Source organism: Heyndrickxia ginsengihumi, assembly GCF_011008565.1.
Lineage (GTDB): Bacteria > Bacillota > Bacilli > Bacillales > Bacillaceae_C > Weizmannia > Weizmannia ginsengihumi.
In genome coordinates this window covers 12,986-31,842 of sequence record NZ_JAAIWK010000029.1, presented here as the reverse complement: position 1 = coordinate 31,842, position 18,857 = coordinate 12,986, and the positions used below count along the sequence as shown (strand labels likewise).

18 protein-coding genes are annotated in these 18,857 nt (G+C 35.9%); 5 read left to right on the top strand and 13 right to left on the bottom strand.

Annotation, left to right across the window (positions count from 1 at the left end; genetic code table 11):
- Positions 1–44 precede the first annotated feature (44 nt).
- Entirely contained in the window at positions 45–1,922 is a 1,878-nt protein-coding gene (htpG, locus tag G4D61_RS15050; RefSeq protein ID WP_025729523.1) for a molecular chaperone HtpG, read from the bottom strand.
- A gap of 125 nt (positions 1,923–2,047) precedes the next feature.
- Positions 2,048–2,656: a class I SAM-dependent methyltransferase gene (locus G4D61_RS15045; RefSeq protein ID WP_025729521.1), complete on the bottom strand. Its 609-nt coding sequence runs from the start codon at positions 2,654–2,656 to the stop codon at positions 2,048–2,050.
- A gap of 189 nt (positions 2,657–2,845) precedes the next feature.
- Here G4D61_RS15045 and G4D61_RS15040 point away from each other — a divergent pair, with 189 nt between their 5' ends.
- Together G4D61_RS15040 and G4D61_RS15035 are read left to right on the top strand one after the other, a co-directional pair.
- On the top strand, positions 2,846–3,967 hold the full coding sequence (locus tag G4D61_RS15040) for a dienelactone hydrolase family protein (protein WP_163174252.1): 1,122 nt from the start codon (positions 2,846–2,848) through the stop codon (positions 3,965–3,967).
- A gap of 509 nt (positions 3,968–4,476) precedes the next feature.
- Positions 4,477–4,983 carry a DoxX family protein gene (locus G4D61_RS15035; protein ID WP_025729517.1) on the top strand — a complete coding sequence of 169 codons (507 nt, stop codon included), beginning with the start codon at positions 4,477–4,479 and terminating at the stop codon, positions 4,981–4,983.
- A 203-nt stretch (positions 4,984–5,186) separates the two neighbouring features.
- Here the strand turns inward: G4D61_RS15035 and G4D61_RS15030 are convergent, their stop codons facing one another.
- The 9 genes from G4D61_RS15030 to G4D61_RS14990 form a co-directional block, all read right to left on the bottom strand.
- Positions 5,187–5,963 carry a formate/nitrite transporter family protein gene (locus tag G4D61_RS15030; RefSeq protein WP_025729515.1) on the bottom strand — a complete coding sequence of 259 codons (777 nt, stop codon included), beginning with the start codon at positions 5,961–5,963 and terminating at the stop codon, positions 5,187–5,189.
- Between the two features lie 251 nt (positions 5,964–6,214).
- Positions 6,215–8,131, bottom strand: a complete 1,917-nt coding sequence (locus tag G4D61_RS15025) for an ABC transporter permease (protein WP_025729513.1) — start codon at positions 8,129–8,131, stop codon at positions 6,215–6,217.
- Positions 8,106–8,876, bottom strand: coding sequence for an ABC transporter ATP-binding protein (locus G4D61_RS15020; RefSeq protein WP_025729511.1), 771 nt, complete (start codon positions 8,874–8,876; stop codon positions 8,106–8,108). Before G4D61_RS15020 ends, G4D61_RS15025 begins: the two co-directional genes overlap by 26 nt.
- 111 nt (positions 8,877–8,987) lie before the next feature.
- Complete coding sequence (locus G4D61_RS15015; protein WP_025729509.1) at positions 8,988–9,959, bottom strand: sensor histidine kinase; 972 nt, start codon at positions 9,957–9,959, stop codon at positions 8,988–8,990.
- Entirely contained in the window at positions 9,956–10,657 is a 702-nt protein-coding gene (locus G4D61_RS15010; RefSeq protein WP_025729507.1) for a response regulator transcription factor, read from the bottom strand. The genes G4D61_RS15015 and G4D61_RS15010 overlap by 4 nt, the downstream gene beginning before the upstream one ends.
- Before the next feature lie 318 nt (positions 10,658–10,975).
- Positions 10,976–11,518: a DUF6241 domain-containing protein gene (locus tag G4D61_RS15005; protein ID WP_025729505.1), complete on the bottom strand. Its 543-nt coding sequence runs from the start codon at positions 11,516–11,518 to the stop codon at positions 10,976–10,978.
- Positions 11,519–11,837: 319 nt separating this feature from the next.
- Positions 11,838–12,743 carry a dihydrodipicolinate synthase family protein gene (locus G4D61_RS15000; protein ID WP_163174250.1) on the bottom strand — a complete coding sequence of 302 codons (906 nt, stop codon included), beginning with the start codon at positions 12,741–12,743 and terminating at the stop codon, positions 11,838–11,840.
- Positions 12,744–12,883: 140 nt separating this feature from the next.
- Positions 12,884–13,834, bottom strand: a complete 951-nt coding sequence (locus G4D61_RS14995) for a U32 family peptidase (RefSeq protein WP_025729501.1) — start codon at positions 13,832–13,834, stop codon at positions 12,884–12,886.
- Positions 13,835–14,102: 268 nt separating this feature from the next.
- Positions 14,103–14,864, bottom strand: coding sequence for a class I SAM-dependent methyltransferase (locus G4D61_RS14990; RefSeq protein ID WP_367613783.1), 762 nt, complete (start codon positions 14,862–14,864; stop codon positions 14,103–14,105).
- Between the two features lie 157 nt (positions 14,865–15,021).
- On the opposite strand from G4D61_RS14990, the gene G4D61_RS14985 reads away from it, so the two are divergent.
- Both G4D61_RS14985 and G4D61_RS14980 read left to right on the top strand, forming a co-directional pair.
- Positions 15,022–15,285: a hypothetical protein gene (locus G4D61_RS14985; protein ID WP_025729497.1), complete on the top strand. Its 264-nt coding sequence runs from the start codon at positions 15,022–15,024 to the stop codon at positions 15,283–15,285.
- Positions 15,286–15,440: 155 nt separating this feature from the next.
- Complete coding sequence (locus tag G4D61_RS14980) at positions 15,441–15,620, top strand: small acid-soluble spore protein H (RefSeq protein WP_025729495.1); 180 nt, start codon at positions 15,441–15,443, stop codon at positions 15,618–15,620.
- A gap of 355 nt (positions 15,621–15,975) precedes the next feature.
- Here G4D61_RS14980 and G4D61_RS14975 read toward each other — a convergent pair whose 3' ends face one another.
- Both G4D61_RS14975 and G4D61_RS14970 read right to left on the bottom strand, forming a co-directional pair.
- On the bottom strand, positions 15,976–16,548 hold the full coding sequence (locus G4D61_RS14975) for an HAD-IA family hydrolase (protein ID WP_025729493.1): 573 nt from the start codon (positions 16,546–16,548) through the stop codon (positions 15,976–15,978).
- A gap of 73 nt (positions 16,549–16,621) precedes the next feature.
- The gene (locus G4D61_RS14970; RefSeq protein ID WP_163174269.1) at positions 16,622–17,863 is read right to left on the bottom strand and encodes an amidohydrolase; all 1,242 of its coding nucleotides are present in this window, start codon (positions 17,861–17,863) and stop codon (positions 16,622–16,624) included.
- Positions 17,864–18,043: 180 nt separating this feature from the next.
- On the opposite strand from G4D61_RS14970, the gene G4D61_RS14965 reads away from it, so the two are divergent.
- Positions 18,044–18,856, top strand: coding sequence for an N-acyl homoserine lactonase family protein (locus tag G4D61_RS14965; protein WP_163174246.1), 813 nt, complete (start codon positions 18,044–18,046; stop codon positions 18,854–18,856).
- Position 18,857 lies beyond the last annotated feature (1 nt).

Sequence of the window (18,857 nt, the reverse complement as noted above, 5' to 3'; positions counted from 1 at the left end):
GTCCTATAGTAACCTTATAGGACGCCCATAACTCGGGCCATAAATTACCGCATAATTTTACAAATATCATTTGTAAATTCAACTGGATCATTTATTGGTAAGCCTTCAATAAGCAGCGCTTGATTATATAATAAGTTTGTATAGAGCCTACATTTATCTTTATCTTCTTCAAATGATTGTTTTAATGAATTGAATACATCATGATGCACATTCAATTCTAATATTTTTTCGGCTTTAACATTTTGGCTATTTGGCATTGAACTTAATACTTTTTCCATTTCAATTGACAATTCGCCATCAGTTGTAATACAAACAGGATGAGATTTTAATCTTGCTGACACTTTCACATCTTTTACTTTTCCATTTAAAACTTCTTTCATAAAGTCAAATAGTTCTTGATGTTCCTTTTGTTCTGCCTCTGTTTCTTTTTGCTTGTCTTCTTCTATGCCGAGATCACCGCTGGATACTGATTTAAATTCTTTATCTTTATATTTCATCAACATTTTAATCGCAAATTCATCAATATCATCTGTGAAATATAAAATTTCATAGCCTTTATCCGCTACGAGCTCTGTTTGCGGAAGCTTTTCAATTCGTTCATTTGTCTCACCTGTAGCATAATAAATATATTTTTGGTCTTCTGGCATTCTTGATACGTATTCATCTAATGTAACAAGTTTCTTTTCCTTTGATGAATAGAACAGTAATAAGTCCTGCAATACTTCTTTATCACGGCCAAATTCATTATAAACGCCAAATTTTAATTGTCTGCCGAAAGATTGATAAAAGGCTTCATATTTTTCACGGTCATTTTTCAGTAGATTTTCTAATTCACGTTTAATTTTATTTTTAATATTTTTCGCTATGAATGTTAGCTGCTTATCTTGTTGAAGAATTTCCCTCGAAATATTTAAAGATAGATCTTCGGAGTCCACCATTCCTTTTACAAAACTGAAATAGTCTGGGAGCAATTCAGGGCATTTTTCCATAATTAGAACACCGCTCGAATAAAGCTCTAAACCTTTTTCATATTCTTTTGAATAATAGTCGAATGGTATATTTTCGGGAATGTATAAAATAGCTTGATAACGTACTGCACCATCAACACTAATATGGATATGTTTAATGGGCTTGTCGAACCCGTAATGTTTTTCCTGATAAAAGTTTTCGTAATCTTCATCTGTTAATTCGTTTTTATTTTTTCTCCAAATTGGAACCATACTGTTAATCGTCTGTTCCTCTTTAACTTCTTCAAATTCGTTTTCACTGCCCTCTTTCAGCTTTCTTTCTGTTACATCCATTTTAATTGGATAACGAATAAAATCAGAATATTTTTTTATGATTGCTTTCAAACGGTACTCATCTAAAAACTCATCGTATCGTTCGTCCTCAGTATTTTCCTTTAATTTTAATATAATATCTGTTCCAACAGCATCTTTTTCACATGGTTCGATACTATATCCATCTGCCCCTTGTGATTCCCATTTATATGCTTCATCACTGCCTAATGATTTTGAAATCACTGTAACGACATCCGCTACCATAAAGGCAGAGTAAAATCCTACGCCAAATTGGCCGATTATATCGTGACCATCTTTTAGCTCATTTTCATGTTTAAACGCCAAAGAACCGCTTTTCGCAATCGTTCCTAAATTATGTTCAAGCTCTTCCTTTGTCATGCCGATTCCTGTATCAGAAATCGTTAACGTACGTTGCTCTTTATCTACGGTAATTTTAATATAGTAATCATCTTTATTAAAAGTTAAATTCTCATCTGTAAGTGCTTTATAATAAATTTTATCAATTGCATCGCTTGCATTTGAAATAATCTCTCTTAAAAAGATTTCCTTTTGTGAATAAATGGAGTGTATCATCATCTCCAACAGTCTCTTCGATTCTGCTTTAAATTCCTTCATTGCCATTATGAACTCTCCCTTCAAAAATAGTATATGTAAACATAAATATCGCCTGTTAAACCGATTAGCACTCTATTGCATCGAGTGCTAATCAGTTATTTATTTAGCATATAATATGCAGTTTGTCAAATTCAATAGGCTAATCGATAGATTAAAAATTTCTCATAAGGGTTGTGCTCATATAAATGTGGAAGGATAATTTCATCCTTTAATTCAAATATAGTTTGGTTGTCTAAAAAATATCGATAGTCGTCCGATGCATAATACAAAATCAGTTCGACATCCCGAGGATTTTCTTCTACTGACCGCAAAATATTATGGATCACCTTCATAAATATTTGCACTGAAAAGGGATTAAAAAAATAAAAGCGATTATCAGATGGTTCAATAAGATATTCCTCAGCCAAACAGCACTGAAAATGAATACGCTCTATTTGATCACCGTGTTTTTTCAAGTATCTTATTTTATTTTTTAATGCTTGTTGGTAAAATGTTTCATTCATTTCAATTCCTACAACAGAAGCTCGGCAAACATGATTAATAAAAAAATTTAATCTTCCTTTTCCACATCCAAAATCAATGAGACGATCAGTGCTTCGTAGTTCATATTGAGCAAGCAATCTTTCCAAAGCTTGATAAGGTGTCGGCTCATAGCGGTGATAGTGGAAGGAAGCTGAAAATCCTTTTTGTTCACCGATCGTTTTAATATTAAGTAAACCATCATAATATTGCTCGTTCATGAAGCTAGCTCCTATTCAATATTTTCTCTTATTAAATAGATTAGTACATTTCATCGAAAAAGACACGAAATCATTCTTTTTTATAATAGATAAAAAAACTCTCTTGAAAATAAAGCGTTTTCAATATAAAATGGCAGTATTCATCTTTAAGGGAGACTTAGATGTTTTATATAAGGAGGAGATGATCGTATGCGCGTAGATAAGACAAAAAGCCCTATTCAAAGAATAGACTTAGTAACGAATATTACAGCAGATGGCGAAAAAGTAATTGCGGCCATTTTAAAGTTTAATGAAGAAATCAATGGAGCATCGTTATCAAACAAAAGCTTTACTGTAAAAGCATCTGTTAATGGAGCTTGGCAACAAAGAACGATTACAAATGTTTACAGCAATCATCAACCCGAATTGTCAAAGTCCCAAGTTAACGGACCGTATGTGATCATTGAATTAGATGAACATGATGAACACGCAAATACAATCGTTTGGAACGACGAACAATATCAAAACAGAAAGCCACCGCTTAACTACGCCGTTTCGCAAACAGAAACAGTCTACACGCATAATGGTAATCCTCTTTTCCCCTCAGACAAACAATTAAGAAATAATGGTGAAATGAATCCAATCATCGATTACTTTAAGCAAGCTGCAATTACAGATGAATTCGGAAATAATCTGCCCTATCGATTGTTCGAACCAAAAGTTGAAACAGATCAAACATATCCGCTTGTCCTTTTTTTACATGGTGCTGGAGAAAAAGGAAATGACAATGCTGTTCATATCCTTGCCAACAAAGGAGCAGCTATGTGGGCTTCTCCTGAAATTCAAAAGCAGCACCCTGCCTTCGTGCTAGCACCGCAGCTTCCATTGGATGTTCCCACTAAAAATGGATGGGCAGCCGATCCTTACTATTCCCTATTGCTTCAATTACTTCAAGACATGCAGAAAACTTATCCGATTGATGAAAGTCGTATTTATGTTACTGGTATGTCAATGGGCGGAATTGGCACTTGGCACTTCATTCAGAAAAACCCGCAAATCTTTGCAGCAGCGATCCCCATTTGTGGCCAAGGCAGTCCAAGTAATGCAGGCATAATTAAGCATATGCCTATTTGGGCTTTTCATGCGGCAGATGATAAAATTGTTCCAGTTTCAGGTTCAAGACATATGGTAGCAGCGCTCCAATTTTTGCGAAGTCCAATTAAATATACGGAATACCCTGCAGGCTCATTACATCATCCTCATATGTCATGGATACCAACTTACGAGAAACAAGAATTAGTTAATTGGCTTTTTTCACAAAAAAAATTGTAGAGTACTAGTGAACTATTTAAATAGTTCACTAGTATTACTTCCCCCTTTCCTTTTACTCTGTTACTGTAGATTGTGGTGAAAAAATTTACGATGAGACTCAAAAGTTAGCAGAACGATGAAACAACAATATTTCATAAAAGTCACTTGCTGTTTTCGTGGAGCAAAAGCCACAGAGGTGAACCTCTACCTCCCGCATAAAACGAGCATCCTCGAGCTGAAACCAACGCTTCCTTTTTTTAAGCCGCTAATGAAAAATGACTTTTTAGATGTTCCAACAAGCATTTATTTAAACTTTACTGGCTGTGCCACATCATTCCCGATCAAATCCTTGTTAGATTTTATCTTCCTCATCCCTTGAACATTGAAATATCACAAATATGTGACGTTTTTCACAAACTAGTTGAATACTGAAACATAATGGCATATTATAGAAGTGTAAAGAATGTGAATTATTTCACATTCTTGCCCGCATGTGGAAGTTCATGAAAATGAGATGGGAGTGAGCAATGATGAAATGGTATCAAAATTCTAAAATAAGTCTTATATGGGCAGTAATTAGAATTTGGCTCGGAGTACAATGGCTTGAAGCAGGTATCCATAAATTAAAAGACGGCTTTGATGCCTCTGGCTTTTTAACCCATGCCCTTCAAAGCAGCGGCGGAGAAAACCCTGCTGTCCAAGGCTGGTATGCATCATTTATTCAACATTTTGCTTTACCAAATGTTGCAGTCTTTAATGTGATCGTTCCATTAGGGGAAGTATTAATAGGATTAGGACTTATCGTTGGTTTAGCTACTATTCCCGCCCTACTTGCTGGCGCATTTATGAATCTAAACTTTATGCTCGCTGGAACAACAAGCACAAACCCAATTTTATATACTGTTGCAATTCTATTATTATTTACTGGCTGTGCTTCTTATTATTGGGGATTAGACCGCTTCGTCTTACCAGCAATAAAAAATTACTTTAAAAACCGTCATACGAAACATCGTATCGCAAATAGCGCTTCTCATTAAAAAATTGTTTGAGATATCTATTCTACCTCTCCTTAAAAAGTAATATTTCATAAAAATTAAAAACATCGCTCAAGGACAGTTCAATCCGGAAGCGATGTTTTTCTTTGTCAATGGCTCCGCCTGCGGAAAGCGAGTATCCTGAAGCGAAATTAGCTTCCACTTTTTTAGAAAAAGTTCCATAACAGCTCGATAAAAGCCCTATACTAATCCTTTATAACTGCTTTATATGAGAGCCAATAGAATAGGGAGACGAAAATACTTCCTCCAACAGCATTACCTAAAAAGACAGGAACAAAGTTTGAAAAATAATCGTTCCATGTAAAATGCCCGGAAAAAATCGCGGCAGGGATGACAAACATGTTTGCCACAACGTGTTGAAATCCGATGGCCACAAATCCCATAATAGGGAACCATATAGAAAGAATTTTGCTGCTCATTTCTTCACATCCATAAGAAAGCCAAACAGCGAGACCGACTAACCAATTACAGCCAATAGCTGAATAAAAAGCAGGCCAGAATCCCTGATCTATTTTTGCCTTTGCAAATGCAACTGTTTTAGCCAAAAAAGGATCTTCACTTGTCAATCCTGCCAAATGTCCAAAAACATAAGCAACAAAAATGGCACCAATAAAATTACTCACTGTTATCATAATCCAATTGTAAATAAGTCTTCCAGGTGAAACCTTTCCAGCAAAGCACGCTAAAGCCACCGCCATCATATTTCCTGTTAGCAATTCTCCACCTGCCAAAATAATTAGGATCAAACCTAACGGAAAGACAGCGGCACCTAAAAATGATCCAAATGTTCCCCAAGCTGGCGGCAAACTTGCAGTTACACGAATATCCAGTAAATAGCCAATAGAAATAAATGCTCCCCCAAGAAATCCTAGCAGCAACATACTCATAAATGGGAGACTGGCTTTCGTTGTTCCATTACTAATTGTCTGCATCGCAATTTGCTGCGGCTTATAGTATCCCATGTCAAATGCCTCCTAAGTAAGTATTATTCAATAATATTTACTTTTACAGGAAAATTTATTTATTGCTCTTAATTATTGGGATTTACAAATGCGATGAAAATAAAATATAACAAAAGGAGGCAAGGACAAAACTCAAAAGTAATTAGCTAAAAGCTTTCCTTCGTTAATATCCTTTTGTCCTAGCCTCTTATATCATATTTAAAGCATATGCCACATTTCCCAGGACATAATGTTGATAAAAAGCCTTCCAATTAAATCAGTGATTTTTTTAAATTTCTCAAATAGCGAGACCGAATAATAAAGAAATATAATAATTGGGCAATGAAGAAACATGCTAATACTATGACTGTTTCTCTTACAATTGATACTGTATAAAAAGTTTGCAAAGCTATAAAAGCAAAAATACTATGAACAAAGGCAACGACGATTGGTACAAAGAACAGCAATGCCATTTGCCGGGTCACAATACTGTTTAATTCCCGATCTGTCAATCCAATCTTTTTAATTGTTAAATATTGGCGCGTATCGTATTCTAGATCACTATATAGACGGAAATATAAGAAGCTGCCTGCTGCAACGAAAAAGACAAGCCCAACCAATAATGCAACAAATAGCATCATCTTGTACATACTCATTTGATTCGCATATAAAGTACCACTAACAATCATAGAATAAGTATTTTTCTCATTCGGAAATGCCATTCCTTTTTCAACGAGATTGCTTGCCATTCCAGCAGTTTCTGGCAATGATTTTGTATAAAATCCAGTATACATCTCTGTTTTTACAGGCTTAAGTTTGCGAAATAACTCATCACTGACAACAAGTCCTTCACTTAAGATCATTTCGTATGGAAAAACGATATTTTTTGTTGATTGCAAATGATCTAATGTAATATTTCCTTGTTGAATTGTATAAGATTGAGGTTTTAGGTCTATCTTTAAATGTGACGCTAACATAAGTCTTGCTTCATTTCCAACCAATGCTTTTTCATCTACATCAAAACCTGCAAGCTTGGACATTTTCTTATAACTAGAAAATGAAATAACTGGAAATTGATCGATTTGCAATTTCGGTTTTTCTTGCGAATTGTCATGAACCTTAACTACTTTAATTGCTACATTTGTACTTTTATATGATAAATTTCTTTTGTTAAATTCTTCTTTAATTTCGCGCAAATGCTGCTCGTGAATTGGGTTATGATCTTGAGCGATATAACTGACTGTTGCTGGATAATCAGTCTTAATCTCCCGGTTCACGGCATTACTCGAAGCTAAAGTTCCAATGGCACAGAATGCAACTGTTGAAACAATTGTTACCATAAAAAACATATTAGCATTATCCTTCAGACGATATGCTAAACTTGAGATTGTAACGATATTTGTTTTCTTCCAAAAGATTAAACGATTTTTTTGCAATAACTTTATGATAAAAACAGATAGCTGCGTATAGAAAAAATAAGTTCCAATAATTGTCATACCTATAACTGGCAATATACGGAATAGTATTGTCTTAAGCGTTGTCGTCGCAGCTAAATAATAGCTGACAAACAAAAGAATAGCTGACAATAATGATAAAATAATTGAAACTTTAGGCGCTTTCTTAGGTTTCTCCCCTGATTGGAATAGATCAATTAACTTATTCACTTGCACAAGAATGGTTGTAAATAAGGAAATACAAAAAAATAAAACAAAAAAAGCTATAATCGTTAAACATAATGCCTTCGGAGATAAATAAAATGGAAGTGATTTAATTCCGAGCATGTTCGAACCTATCATCAGAAAGAGCTTTCCAGTTATGATCCCCATCATAATCCCAAGGATGATCGCTCCTATTCCAATGATCATATTCTCTAAAAAGACCATACGCACAAGTTGTCCTCTTGTCATTCCATGCATAATGAGGATACCAAACTCACGTTTTCTCGTTTTTAAAAACGTACTGACAGAATAAAATACAAACAAAAATGAAAAGACGTACATGATAACTTCTGCCGCTGTCATTAATTGAACTGCAGTTGCTGCAGTAACACCCTTTTTAATATCCGGATGAAAAATAAATAGTGCATAAACAAAGAAAATGAGAACAGAAAAAGAGCTGCTCAAAAAATAAGCTGAATAAGTTCTTTTATTGCGAATTACATTTCTAAAAACGAATTGTCGAAAGCTCACGATTGTCACCCCCTAACAATGCAAGCATATCTATAATTTTTTGAAAAAACGCTTGACGATTATCACCACGATAAATTTCATTATAAAATTGGCCGTCTTTAATAAAAATAACACGATGACAATAGCTGGCAGCGACAGCATCATGTGTGACCATTAAACATGTTGCTCCATCCCGTTCATTAATTGTTTCAAAAGTTTCCATTACGTCTTTTGAAGATTTCGAGTCTAAATTACCAGTTGGTTCATCTGCCAATAATAAAGATGGTTTATGGATGATTGCTCGTGCAATAGCCGTTCTTTGCTTCTGTCCACCCGAGATTTCATACGTTCGCTTTTTTAAAATAGAAATAATCCCAAGCTTTTCAGCGACAGTCTCCAGTTCCTTTTCCATATCCCGCACACTCACTCCATCAAGTGTAAGCGGCAGAACAATATTTTCTTCAACGGTTAGCGTATCTAATAAATTGAAATATTGAAAGACAAAACCAAGTTCATGCCTTCTAAATAATGCTGTTTCTTTCCTGCTTAAACGATGGGGATTTTTCCCGTTAATTAAAATTTCTCCAGAAGTAGGTTTATCGATTGTAGCAACGACATTCAACAACGTTGTTTTCCCGCTGCCTGATGGACCCATAATTCCGACAAACTCACCTTTATTTATGGAAAAGTTAATATCATTTAACGCTTTAAAGGCAACTTTTCCTTCATAAATTTTTTCTAAATGCTTCACTTGTAAAATGGACATTCGGATTTCACTCCCTGTTCTTTTATATCCTCATTTTAGTCTAGAACCCGGCTTCTAAACTATGGAGCAACATTACAGTTCACTTACAGATTTGTAAGGTTTTGTTTTCCCTTAGAAGATGATACGAACAGTCGTCCCCTCGCCAAGCGTTGATTCGATTTCAAGTTGATGACCTAATTTCTCACAAATTTGTTTTGCCAAATATAATCCCATCCCTGTTGATTCTTGAAATTGCCTTCCATTTTCGCCTGTGAAATATGGTTCAAATACGCGTGGTAAATCAGCCTGCTGGATCCCCACTCCTTGATCTTGCACTTCTAATATTTGATGGTTTCCATGCTTGTACCCATAAAAATAGATTTTTTTATTTTCACCAATTGTATATTTGACCGCATTTGTAATGAGCTGGGTAATGACAAACGATAACCATTTTTCATCAGAAGTAATTGTTAAGTTTTGAGGAATATTAATGGATGGAAAAACATGATTGCGAATAAACAGCCGTTTTTGACTTGATGTTATCATTCGAACAATTTTTTCAAGTTCCAATGTCTCTACATAAAAATCACGCTCGAACAAATCTAAACGAGCCGTATATAAGACCATTTCCAACCCTTTTCTTAAACGCTCTAGCTCATCGCCAATCGCATGAAACCGGGCATCGTCCTCATTTTGGATAATTAAATGAATAACGGAAATCGGCGTTTTCATTTGATGTACCCACTGATTGATAAATTGTATATGGTCTTCAAGTTTATATTTGTAATGATGTATGTCTGCTCTATAATGAGCGAATTGACTCATAAGAAGCTGTTGTAAACTTTCAGATAAGGGAGATTTTCCGACCTCATTCTTAAAATCTTCCATTGCTGACAACGGTCTCTCTAGTAGACGATAAAATGAGCGGTTTGTTATATATCGATAGCAAAGATAGCCAGCCAAAAGACAAGTGCTTAAAAAAATGGTATATAAACTAATCATTAAATGGTGATAACCATCTAACAAGTAAATCGCTGTGACGATGAATAATTGTAAAAAATAAAGAACAATGAGGGGCAGCTGTTCACGAATAAAAATCCTCATAACTTTGTACCCCAATTCGGCACTAAGCGATATCCTTGACCACGAATCGTCTCAATCGCATCATAAATATGTAATTCGGTTAATTTTTTTCGCACCCGTGTAACATATACATTTAATGTATTATCATCAACAAACGCCTGATCATCCCAAATTTTTTCTAATAACCGTTCACGGCTTACAACTTTCTCAACCTTTTTCATTAATTCATCTAAAATTTTAACCTCAGTATGGCTCAAATCGACAGACTGATCGTCTATTGAAAGTACTAAGCGCTCAACATCGAGCTGCAAGCCAGCGACATTTACCATTCGTTCATTACTGGCATTTGCATAAGTCCCGTACGCTCGTCTTAATTGGCTATTAATTTTCGCTGTCACAATTTCATAATCGAATGGTTTTGTAATAAAATCATCTGCCCCATTTTCAAGTGCCATCACTTGATCCATTTTACTGGCACGAGCTGAAATAAATAATATTGGGCATGTAGATATCGCTCTAATTTGGCGACACCAGTAATAGCCGTTAAACTTAGGAAGATTCACGTCTAGAAGCACAAGATGCGGGTCAAATTGCTTAAATTCCTCGGTAATTGCAGCAAAGTTAGCGACTGACTTTGTTGCAAATCCAAATTTATGTAAATGACTCTCTAGTAATGTTACTAGCTGTTTATCATCTTCAATAATAAAAATGTTGAACATATAATATTCCCCTTTTTCTCAACTGCTAATGCTAACATTGTATCAAACTATCAGTTGCAAATAAAAAAGTGCATACAAACGGAATCACAAACAGAGGCTAGGACAAAAGAATATTAACTAAAGAACTTCTGAATATTGCGCGCTCCAACCCCACTCTGGAAATGTCCTTTGCTTTCCACGGGCGGCTGATGAGCCCCCCGCAGTAGTCAACATTTATTTGCGGAGCTGATTTGTGCAATGTTCGTCTCTAGCTAACCACTTTTGAGTTTTGTCCCAGCCTCTTATGTATGCAACGGATTAAAATGACTAGATAAAGGTTTATCCGTTTGACTTGTTCTGATTAAAATGTTGATCTATGTATTTCTTTTCCTCTTCAGCTGTTAATAGGCGTGTTGCTTTTCCAACATCTCCATGTTGATATTTCCAAATTTCATTATGGGCCTTAACAGCATTGCTAAAGTCGCCTTTTTTCCATGGCTGTAAAATGCTCAACAGCATTGTTTGAAGATCATGATCAGTAAACTGTTTATTTTTTATAACATTATATAATTGATCAACTTTAGCTTTTGTAATTTCAGAAGACCCCCATTTTTCCTCTGCTGCAACTTTTTGATGTGTCATCACATGAACTTCCTGCATTAGTTCGTTTTCACTCATGTTTTGATAGTCCGGTATTTTCCCTTTTGTTGAATAGAAGCTATTGCTAATTTCTGTTTTTACTTTTGCTTCTTCGCTCTTCGTCAACTTACTTTTTGGTGCTTGAGTTGCTTCAGCTTCCCCTTTCTTCATATAAAAATATCCAATTCCAATTACCATAACAACTAATACTATTCCCGCACTAATTACCAAACCCCTTTTCATTCTACCGCCCTCCCGACAGTTGTCATTACAACATTCTATATAGAAAGTTTCAATTCCTGCTTACAGTCGCTTATCCCCTTGAAAGCAACGGCATGATACCTATAGTCAATCGCTAACAAAAAAAGACATCGCCTAGTTTCAAATGTAAGCGATGTTAAAAAATTATATAATAAGCTTTTAACTTTCTTATAAAAGGAGTAGAAAGTTAATAGCACGAATGAACAATATTGATACGGAAGTTTTTCCAGTGAGTAGATTGTCAGCTAGCAAGTGAGCAGCTAATGTACTCACCTCCAGATTAGTCTGTTATCAACAGCAATCATTGGATAAGTTTGTTGCTTAATAAAAATTCTTTTACATTATTTTTTAACTCATCATCAGTTGTTTCAATCGGAAATCTAGCACCAGTACTCCTTTTCAGCACCCTTTGATTCACAGCTTCTTTAATAGCAGTGTAAAAAGGAGTACTATAATCATAGATTGACATGAATTGCACTATTTGCTTATGCAATTCGATCGCTGCTTGTATATTGCCGCTTTGATAGTGTTCATATAGCTGTACAAACAGCTCTGACGCAAAATTTGCAATACCATTGATCGACCCTGCCGCTCCTATTTGCAGTGATGGCAGTAAATGGTCATCAAAAGCTGAGAATATCAGAAAATCTGGGCGATCTTTTTTCACAGTAATTAACAGTTGGCGAATATGGCCAATATCGTTAATCGTATCTTTCACGCCAATAATATTTTTATGATTGACCGCTAAGCGATGAATGAGTTCAGCTGAAAGACATTGACCTGTTAGTAGAGGAATATTATAAATAATGACTGGTATTGATACACATTGGGATATTTTAGCATAATAATCATATAGTTGTTCTTCACTGTAATTCCAATAATAAGGATTTACAACTAAAATCCCATCTGCACCAACAGACTGTGCATGTGTTGCAAGATCAACCACTTCTTTGAAAGCTGTGCTTCCTGTGCCAATCAATACTGGGACTCTTCCATTTACGTATGCTGTCATTTTTTCCGCATATTCTTTTCTTTCTGCGTTTGTCAATGCTGAAAACTCTCCAGTACTTCCCATTAATAAGAGTCCATGCACACGCTGATCAATCAGCCAATCTACTAATGCTTGATTTGCTTTCCAATCGATCTCTCCATGTTGATCAAATAGTGTCACGATCGGTGGAATAATTCCCTTCAGACGTTGTTCCATTTTTTCACCACATTTCTTAATGATAGGTTTAACGATAAACTGCCAACATTATGTTTAAAGAAATATTACCTTTCTCCTAATATATTGCATCCCCTTTACTGCTTAAGGATGGTAGCTGCAAATATAGGATGAGTAACGGGTTATAAAACGAAAGGCGTGTTGCTTTCAACAGGAACCCCTGCACGCTTAGTATTTAGTTCTGATGTTTTAAGTTGTGGTGCATACCTTTGAATCATTTCGTATCCAATACGGGCGCGGCGAACACGTTCCTTTGATAATGCAATAGAGGTTTCTTCTAAATGGGTGCCTGACGGATAAATATTAGGTGCATTTTTTAATCCGAATTTAATATATACTGGTGCAGCAACCCTAATAATTTCAGGGATTTCATAATGACGAATAAATCCCCCTATGTCATCTGGCACTTCTACATAGATATCGATCGGAATGTCAATCACCTTACGAATGGCAGAAAGACGTGCCAGCGTTAAATCTGTTGGAACATTAAATGTATCTGCCCCAATTTGCTCCATTAGTTTAATAGAAACAGGATTAGATTGCCCCATTTGTACGGAAATTTTGACGACTAAATCGCGAGGAAGCTCACCTAATTTTTTAAATTCGTTTACAAGCCATAACAGTCCTTCATCCGCTGCAAGGATGCTTCGTAAGCCAGCATTGCATCCCCTTTTGATGTCTTCAATTGCATAAACGAGCTGATCCATACCTTCAATCCGCTGCCCGATTATTTTGCCTCCGCTCGACCATGACATTGGATTAATATCCCAGTTTCCACGCGGCCCCACGAACAGACTAAGCTCCCTATTTTCCTGCCGACCTAAATGAACCATGCTTTCTAATTCATTATCTGTTAAAAGCATAATCCCGCTCCCCTGTGAAACACGATGAATAGGAACTTTTAGTTTAGCGGACATTTCTAATACAGCTTCAAACGACTTTACACCTTCAACACTTGGAATTTCAATCCGATATTGTGCACCATCGGAAAACGTTTTTGTAGAGGTTGGCAATTCATGATGATCGCTGCTCGGAAATCCTAATTTTTCGATAATCTCTTTTGTATGACCCATTATAGCACCTCTTATTCATTATTTTAGAAGGCTCTAGTAAATAACTTTAATAAAGAAAACGTTTTCTTTATTATGTAAATAAAAATGAAGCTATAAATATCTTATTCTTTTGTTCTATATTATAAAACATAGTTTTAAATTGTCGTTTACGAAACAAACAATACACCAATATAATAGGAATGTCAATAAATAATTTAACAAGTAAAAATATTTATAATTTAACAATAAATAGCCTAGCGATATTACATATCACTAGGTTGATATCATGCTAATCATTTTTCTCAGCTTTAAACACACGGTAACCGAGTCTATCGGCAAAGTGCATCATCATTTTGCCGTGTTCATTTAGAATGTCATTAAAATCTGAAGGTAGCTCTTCAGGCATTACATTCAATTCATTGTCTGAAAATGTATATTCCTCAATCTCTTGAAGGATCGTATTAGATTTTAATATTTCAACCTTTTTAAATCCTGCTTTTTCAAAAGCGCCTAGCCACTCTTGTTCATTAGGAAAATGTTCAATATGATATAAGCCTTTTAATTGTGCTAATTCATGAGGACGCAAATCTTCTTCTAATGTCATGTCAATACTAATTAGCTTTCCTCCTGGTTTAAGAACGCGATATAGTTCATTTAAAGCTAAAGGGATATTTGTAAAAATGATAGATGATTCAGCGATTACTGTATGAAAAAAATGATCTGGATAAGGCAGCTTTTCAAGCGATCCCTTTACAATACTTACTTGTAGTTTTTCCTTTTTCATTCGTTCCGTTGCACGTTTAATCATTTGTGGATGAATATCAATTGCATATACTTTACAATGTTTCTCCTTCGATAAATAGGCGGAAGTAAGACCTGTTCCACATCCAGCATCCAACACTTTCTCCTGTGAAGAAAAATGTTCTTTCGCTAATACCTTTTTTGTAAGGGAAAATCCTCCAGGATGGGCTGCTGATATTCCCTTATATGCTAAGGCATCCTGATAATCATATGTCATTATGTCAACTCCTTCTTTTTGTAACCATCCTATGATTTCATCCTCCGAAAGGTACTATATGTTAGGCTTGTTCGATTTGAATTCTCTCTTTCCGCACAAGCCTTGTGTTTTATAACCATTCAGTTTTTAAAAAATCACATACCATATAAGTGGTTACAAAAAAATTTATCTTTCCTGGGAGGTGCATACTATGTCACGGTATCACAGCATGTGTCGGCGAGGAATTGGCAGAGCTGTTGAAATCAGAACGATTAACGGCCGTATTCATCGCGGTATTATTGAAAGAGTTACACCAAACAGAGTGTTCCTTCGTCCTTTAGGCAGACCGAATTTAGGCGGATATGGTTATGGATACTATGGCGGTGGATACGGTTGGGGCGTAGGCTGGGGCTTCGGTTGGGGCGTAGCACTCGGCGCTATTGCAGCATTAGCCTTCATTCCATTTTTCTTCTAACATCTACACTTCGTTTATAAAAATTATATGCTCTAAATCCTTTTTTGATAAAAAAAGATCCAACATTTTGGAAATGATTTGATCTGTGAAGAATATTGCCATATGTAGTCGGAGACATTATAACTGTTAAACGTTGCACTGGAGGTTGTTAAAACGTGAACATACAACGGGCAAAAGAAATTGCTTCTTCACCTATTATGGCAAATGTAACCTATAACGGTACACAAATTTATATTCAACATGTGGATGAAAGCAATGAAACCGCAAGAATCTTTCCGCTTAACGAACCGCAATATGAACAAAGTGTTCCACTGCATCAATTAATGGAGCATTAAGATGAGGCTGGGGACAAAACTCAAAACTGTTTAGCTAAAGACGAATATTGCACGAATCAGCTTTGGAAAGCGAAGTCTATTTCCGAAGCGGGATCGGAGCGCAATATTCGGAGTTTCTTTAGCTAATATAAATGTTGTCCCTGCCTCTCATGCTGTAAACAAACTCCTTCTTAAACAGGAGATTTGTTTACAGCTTTTTTATTTGGCTGCCCAAATATGCGTAGAGGCTGATGTCTGCCTCAAGGGACCGCCGTCCGCGGGCAGTTCGGAAGCCACTCGAATTCGCCTGCAGATTCTCTCTCCCCGCTACACTCTGATTGTAAGCATCATTCATTGCGTTTAAAAAACTTATATATTATGTTGCTAATGAAATAGTAGTATTGAAAAATTCCGAGTAATCCTGTAAACGATAATCAGCGACATTACTATCGCTTTGAAATATACACGTTGCAATTCCTAATTCTTTTGCGGGTAATAAATCTAATTCTCTGTCCCCAATCACTAAATCAATTTTATGTTTTTTGTGTAAATATAAATAGGCCAATGAATCAGGCTTACGAGGAAAGCCGTCGTCAATCGTTACGATATCAACAAAATATGGATCCCATCCATAATATTTTAAGATGGCTTCAACTCCGTCTCTATGCTTATGAGTCATGATTACATTTTTATTGGCATATTTTAAAATGGCTTCTACACCATTAAACGGCTTAATTTCGTGAGGAGGTAGTTTTTTCTTTAAATTTTTAATTTTTTCTTCTTGATCGTTGGAAATGTTGTAGTAACTAATCGCGTGGGAATAAGAAATTTTCAACTTTTCGTAGATTTCTTGTTTATTCTCTGTATCTCCTAAAACTTGAGAGAGAATGTTTGTATAAGCAGGATACGTATCAAATAATGTTCCGTCAAAATCCCATAAAATATGCAATTAAACCACCCTTTTATAGTATGTTAAAATATATTGTTTTATAAAGTTTAGAGGAACCGTCCATAACAATTAACTACAACATTCGCCTTGCAATGCGATTAAGTAATTCTACACTTCTCGGAAGCACTTCTTCTTGAATATCAAACTTTGGATGATGATGTGGTGCTGGAATGTCTGTTCCAATGACCATATATGTAGCTTGACCACCATTTTTTTGAACACGTTCTATCATAAAACTCGCATCTTCACTACCAATTGAACCAGATTCTCTGAATGGCTTGAAAGAAGTAAAACCGTCCACTTGTTTTGCCTCTTCTATCGCTAAATCAACTAAGGATTGATCACATCTAATCGGAATCGCCTTACCTATCATTTCAATTTCAAACTCAAGTTCATGCATGGCCGCGCTATGTTTGACAATATCACGAACACGTTTCTCTAATTCTTCATTAACCTCTTCAGAAATAGACCTTGTTTCAATGACCATCTTTGCATAATCAGGAATAATATTTGCAGCAGTCCCTCCTTCCAAAACACCTACATTAATTCGCGTTGTGCCCGAACTGAACCGCGGAATCGCATGAATATTTAATAAAGCTGTAGCAGCTCCGAGAAGCGCATTCCTCCCTTCCTCTGGAGAAGCACCGGCATGTGATGAAACTCCTCGAAAATGGGCTGACAATTTTGTGCTTGCAAAAAATCCAGTAGATCCGCCATGAAATTCACCTAATGGAACACCTGTCCCTAAATGCTGGCAAAATAAATAATCAACATCATCAAGCATACCTTTTTGTACAATAGAATAAGCCCCTCGTACCCCTTCTTCAGCAGGTTGAAAAATGAATTTAACTGTCCCCGCAAACTGCTGATCAGCTAATTTTTCTGCAAGACCTAACCCTATTGTTGTGTGTCCATCATGTCCACAAGCATGCATGTTGCCTTCATACTCAGATCGAAAGCCTTCGACATTGGGAATATGATCAACTTCTGCACTTTCACAAACAGGTAATGCATCCATGTCGAAGCGAAATGCAACAGTTGGTCCATCAGCTTTCCCCTTCAAAACACCAATAACTGCAGTATATCCGCCTCTCATCTTTTCAATGATTTCAGGGTTGGTCCCATCTTTTAAAGCTCTATTAAAGCACGATTCAAGCACTTCATCGGATGGTAAACCACGACGTGACTTTCCATCCATTGCATCTTGCCCGTAAATCACTTCATAACCTAAACATGTTAATCGTTCAACAACCTTTGAAGCCGTTCGAAATTCTGTAAAACCAATTTCAGGATGACGATGGAAATCGCGCCTCATCGAAATAATATCCACTGTTACACTTCCCCCTCTATCGTTATTTCTAAATAATATTATACAACAGTATTGAAATAATTTTCTTTAAAATAAAATTTTTCAAATAATGATTGATAATAAATGACATGTCATTTATTATTGGAAATAGATGACACATCATTTATTTTTTTGGGGGATCGAAAAATGAAAGTACATATTTTACATACGGGAAGGGTCTATATTGATCGGGCATTAGCATATAAGGAAAAGAGCTTACATCCTTTTCCCTATACAGGTTGGCTGCGCGGGAAAAATAAAAAGATCTGGGTACCTGTATCTTCTTATTTGATTGAACATCCGAAAGGACTAATATTAATAGACACCGGCTGGCACGAAAATATGAGGAATCATCAACAGAAACATTTAGGGAAGTTAGCCTACTCTATGTTCAAAGGAGATCTTCCTGCAGGTGATTCAATCGCCGAGCAACTAAATCATTTAGGACTTAAAAGTAAAGATTTGGATATTGTTTTACTGACTCATTTACATTCAGACCATGTTAGCGGTTTAGAACATGTAAAAGACGCGAAAAAAATTCTTACAAGTGCCATAGAATGGAATGCAGCCCACAAAAAAATTGGCTATATACAATCAATGTGGCATGATATAGCTATCGACACCTTTCCGTTTTCAAGTATTCCTTTTGGTCCAACCAACCAAGGAATTGACTTGTTTGGAGATCACTCAATATATCTTGTGCATACACCTGGGCATAGTGATGGAATGATTTCCATTTTGGTTAAAATAGGTAATAAGTGGCTAGTTTTAGCAAGTGATGTCGGTTATTCGCAGCAATCATGGGAACACATGATATTACCAGGGATTACAACAAACAAAAAAGCCGCCTACCAATCATTAAAATGGATAAAAAATTTTTCCGAACGGCAAGACTGCATTCGCGTAATCGCAAACCACGATCCTAATATATTACCAGCTATTATTGAAGAACGAGATTAGG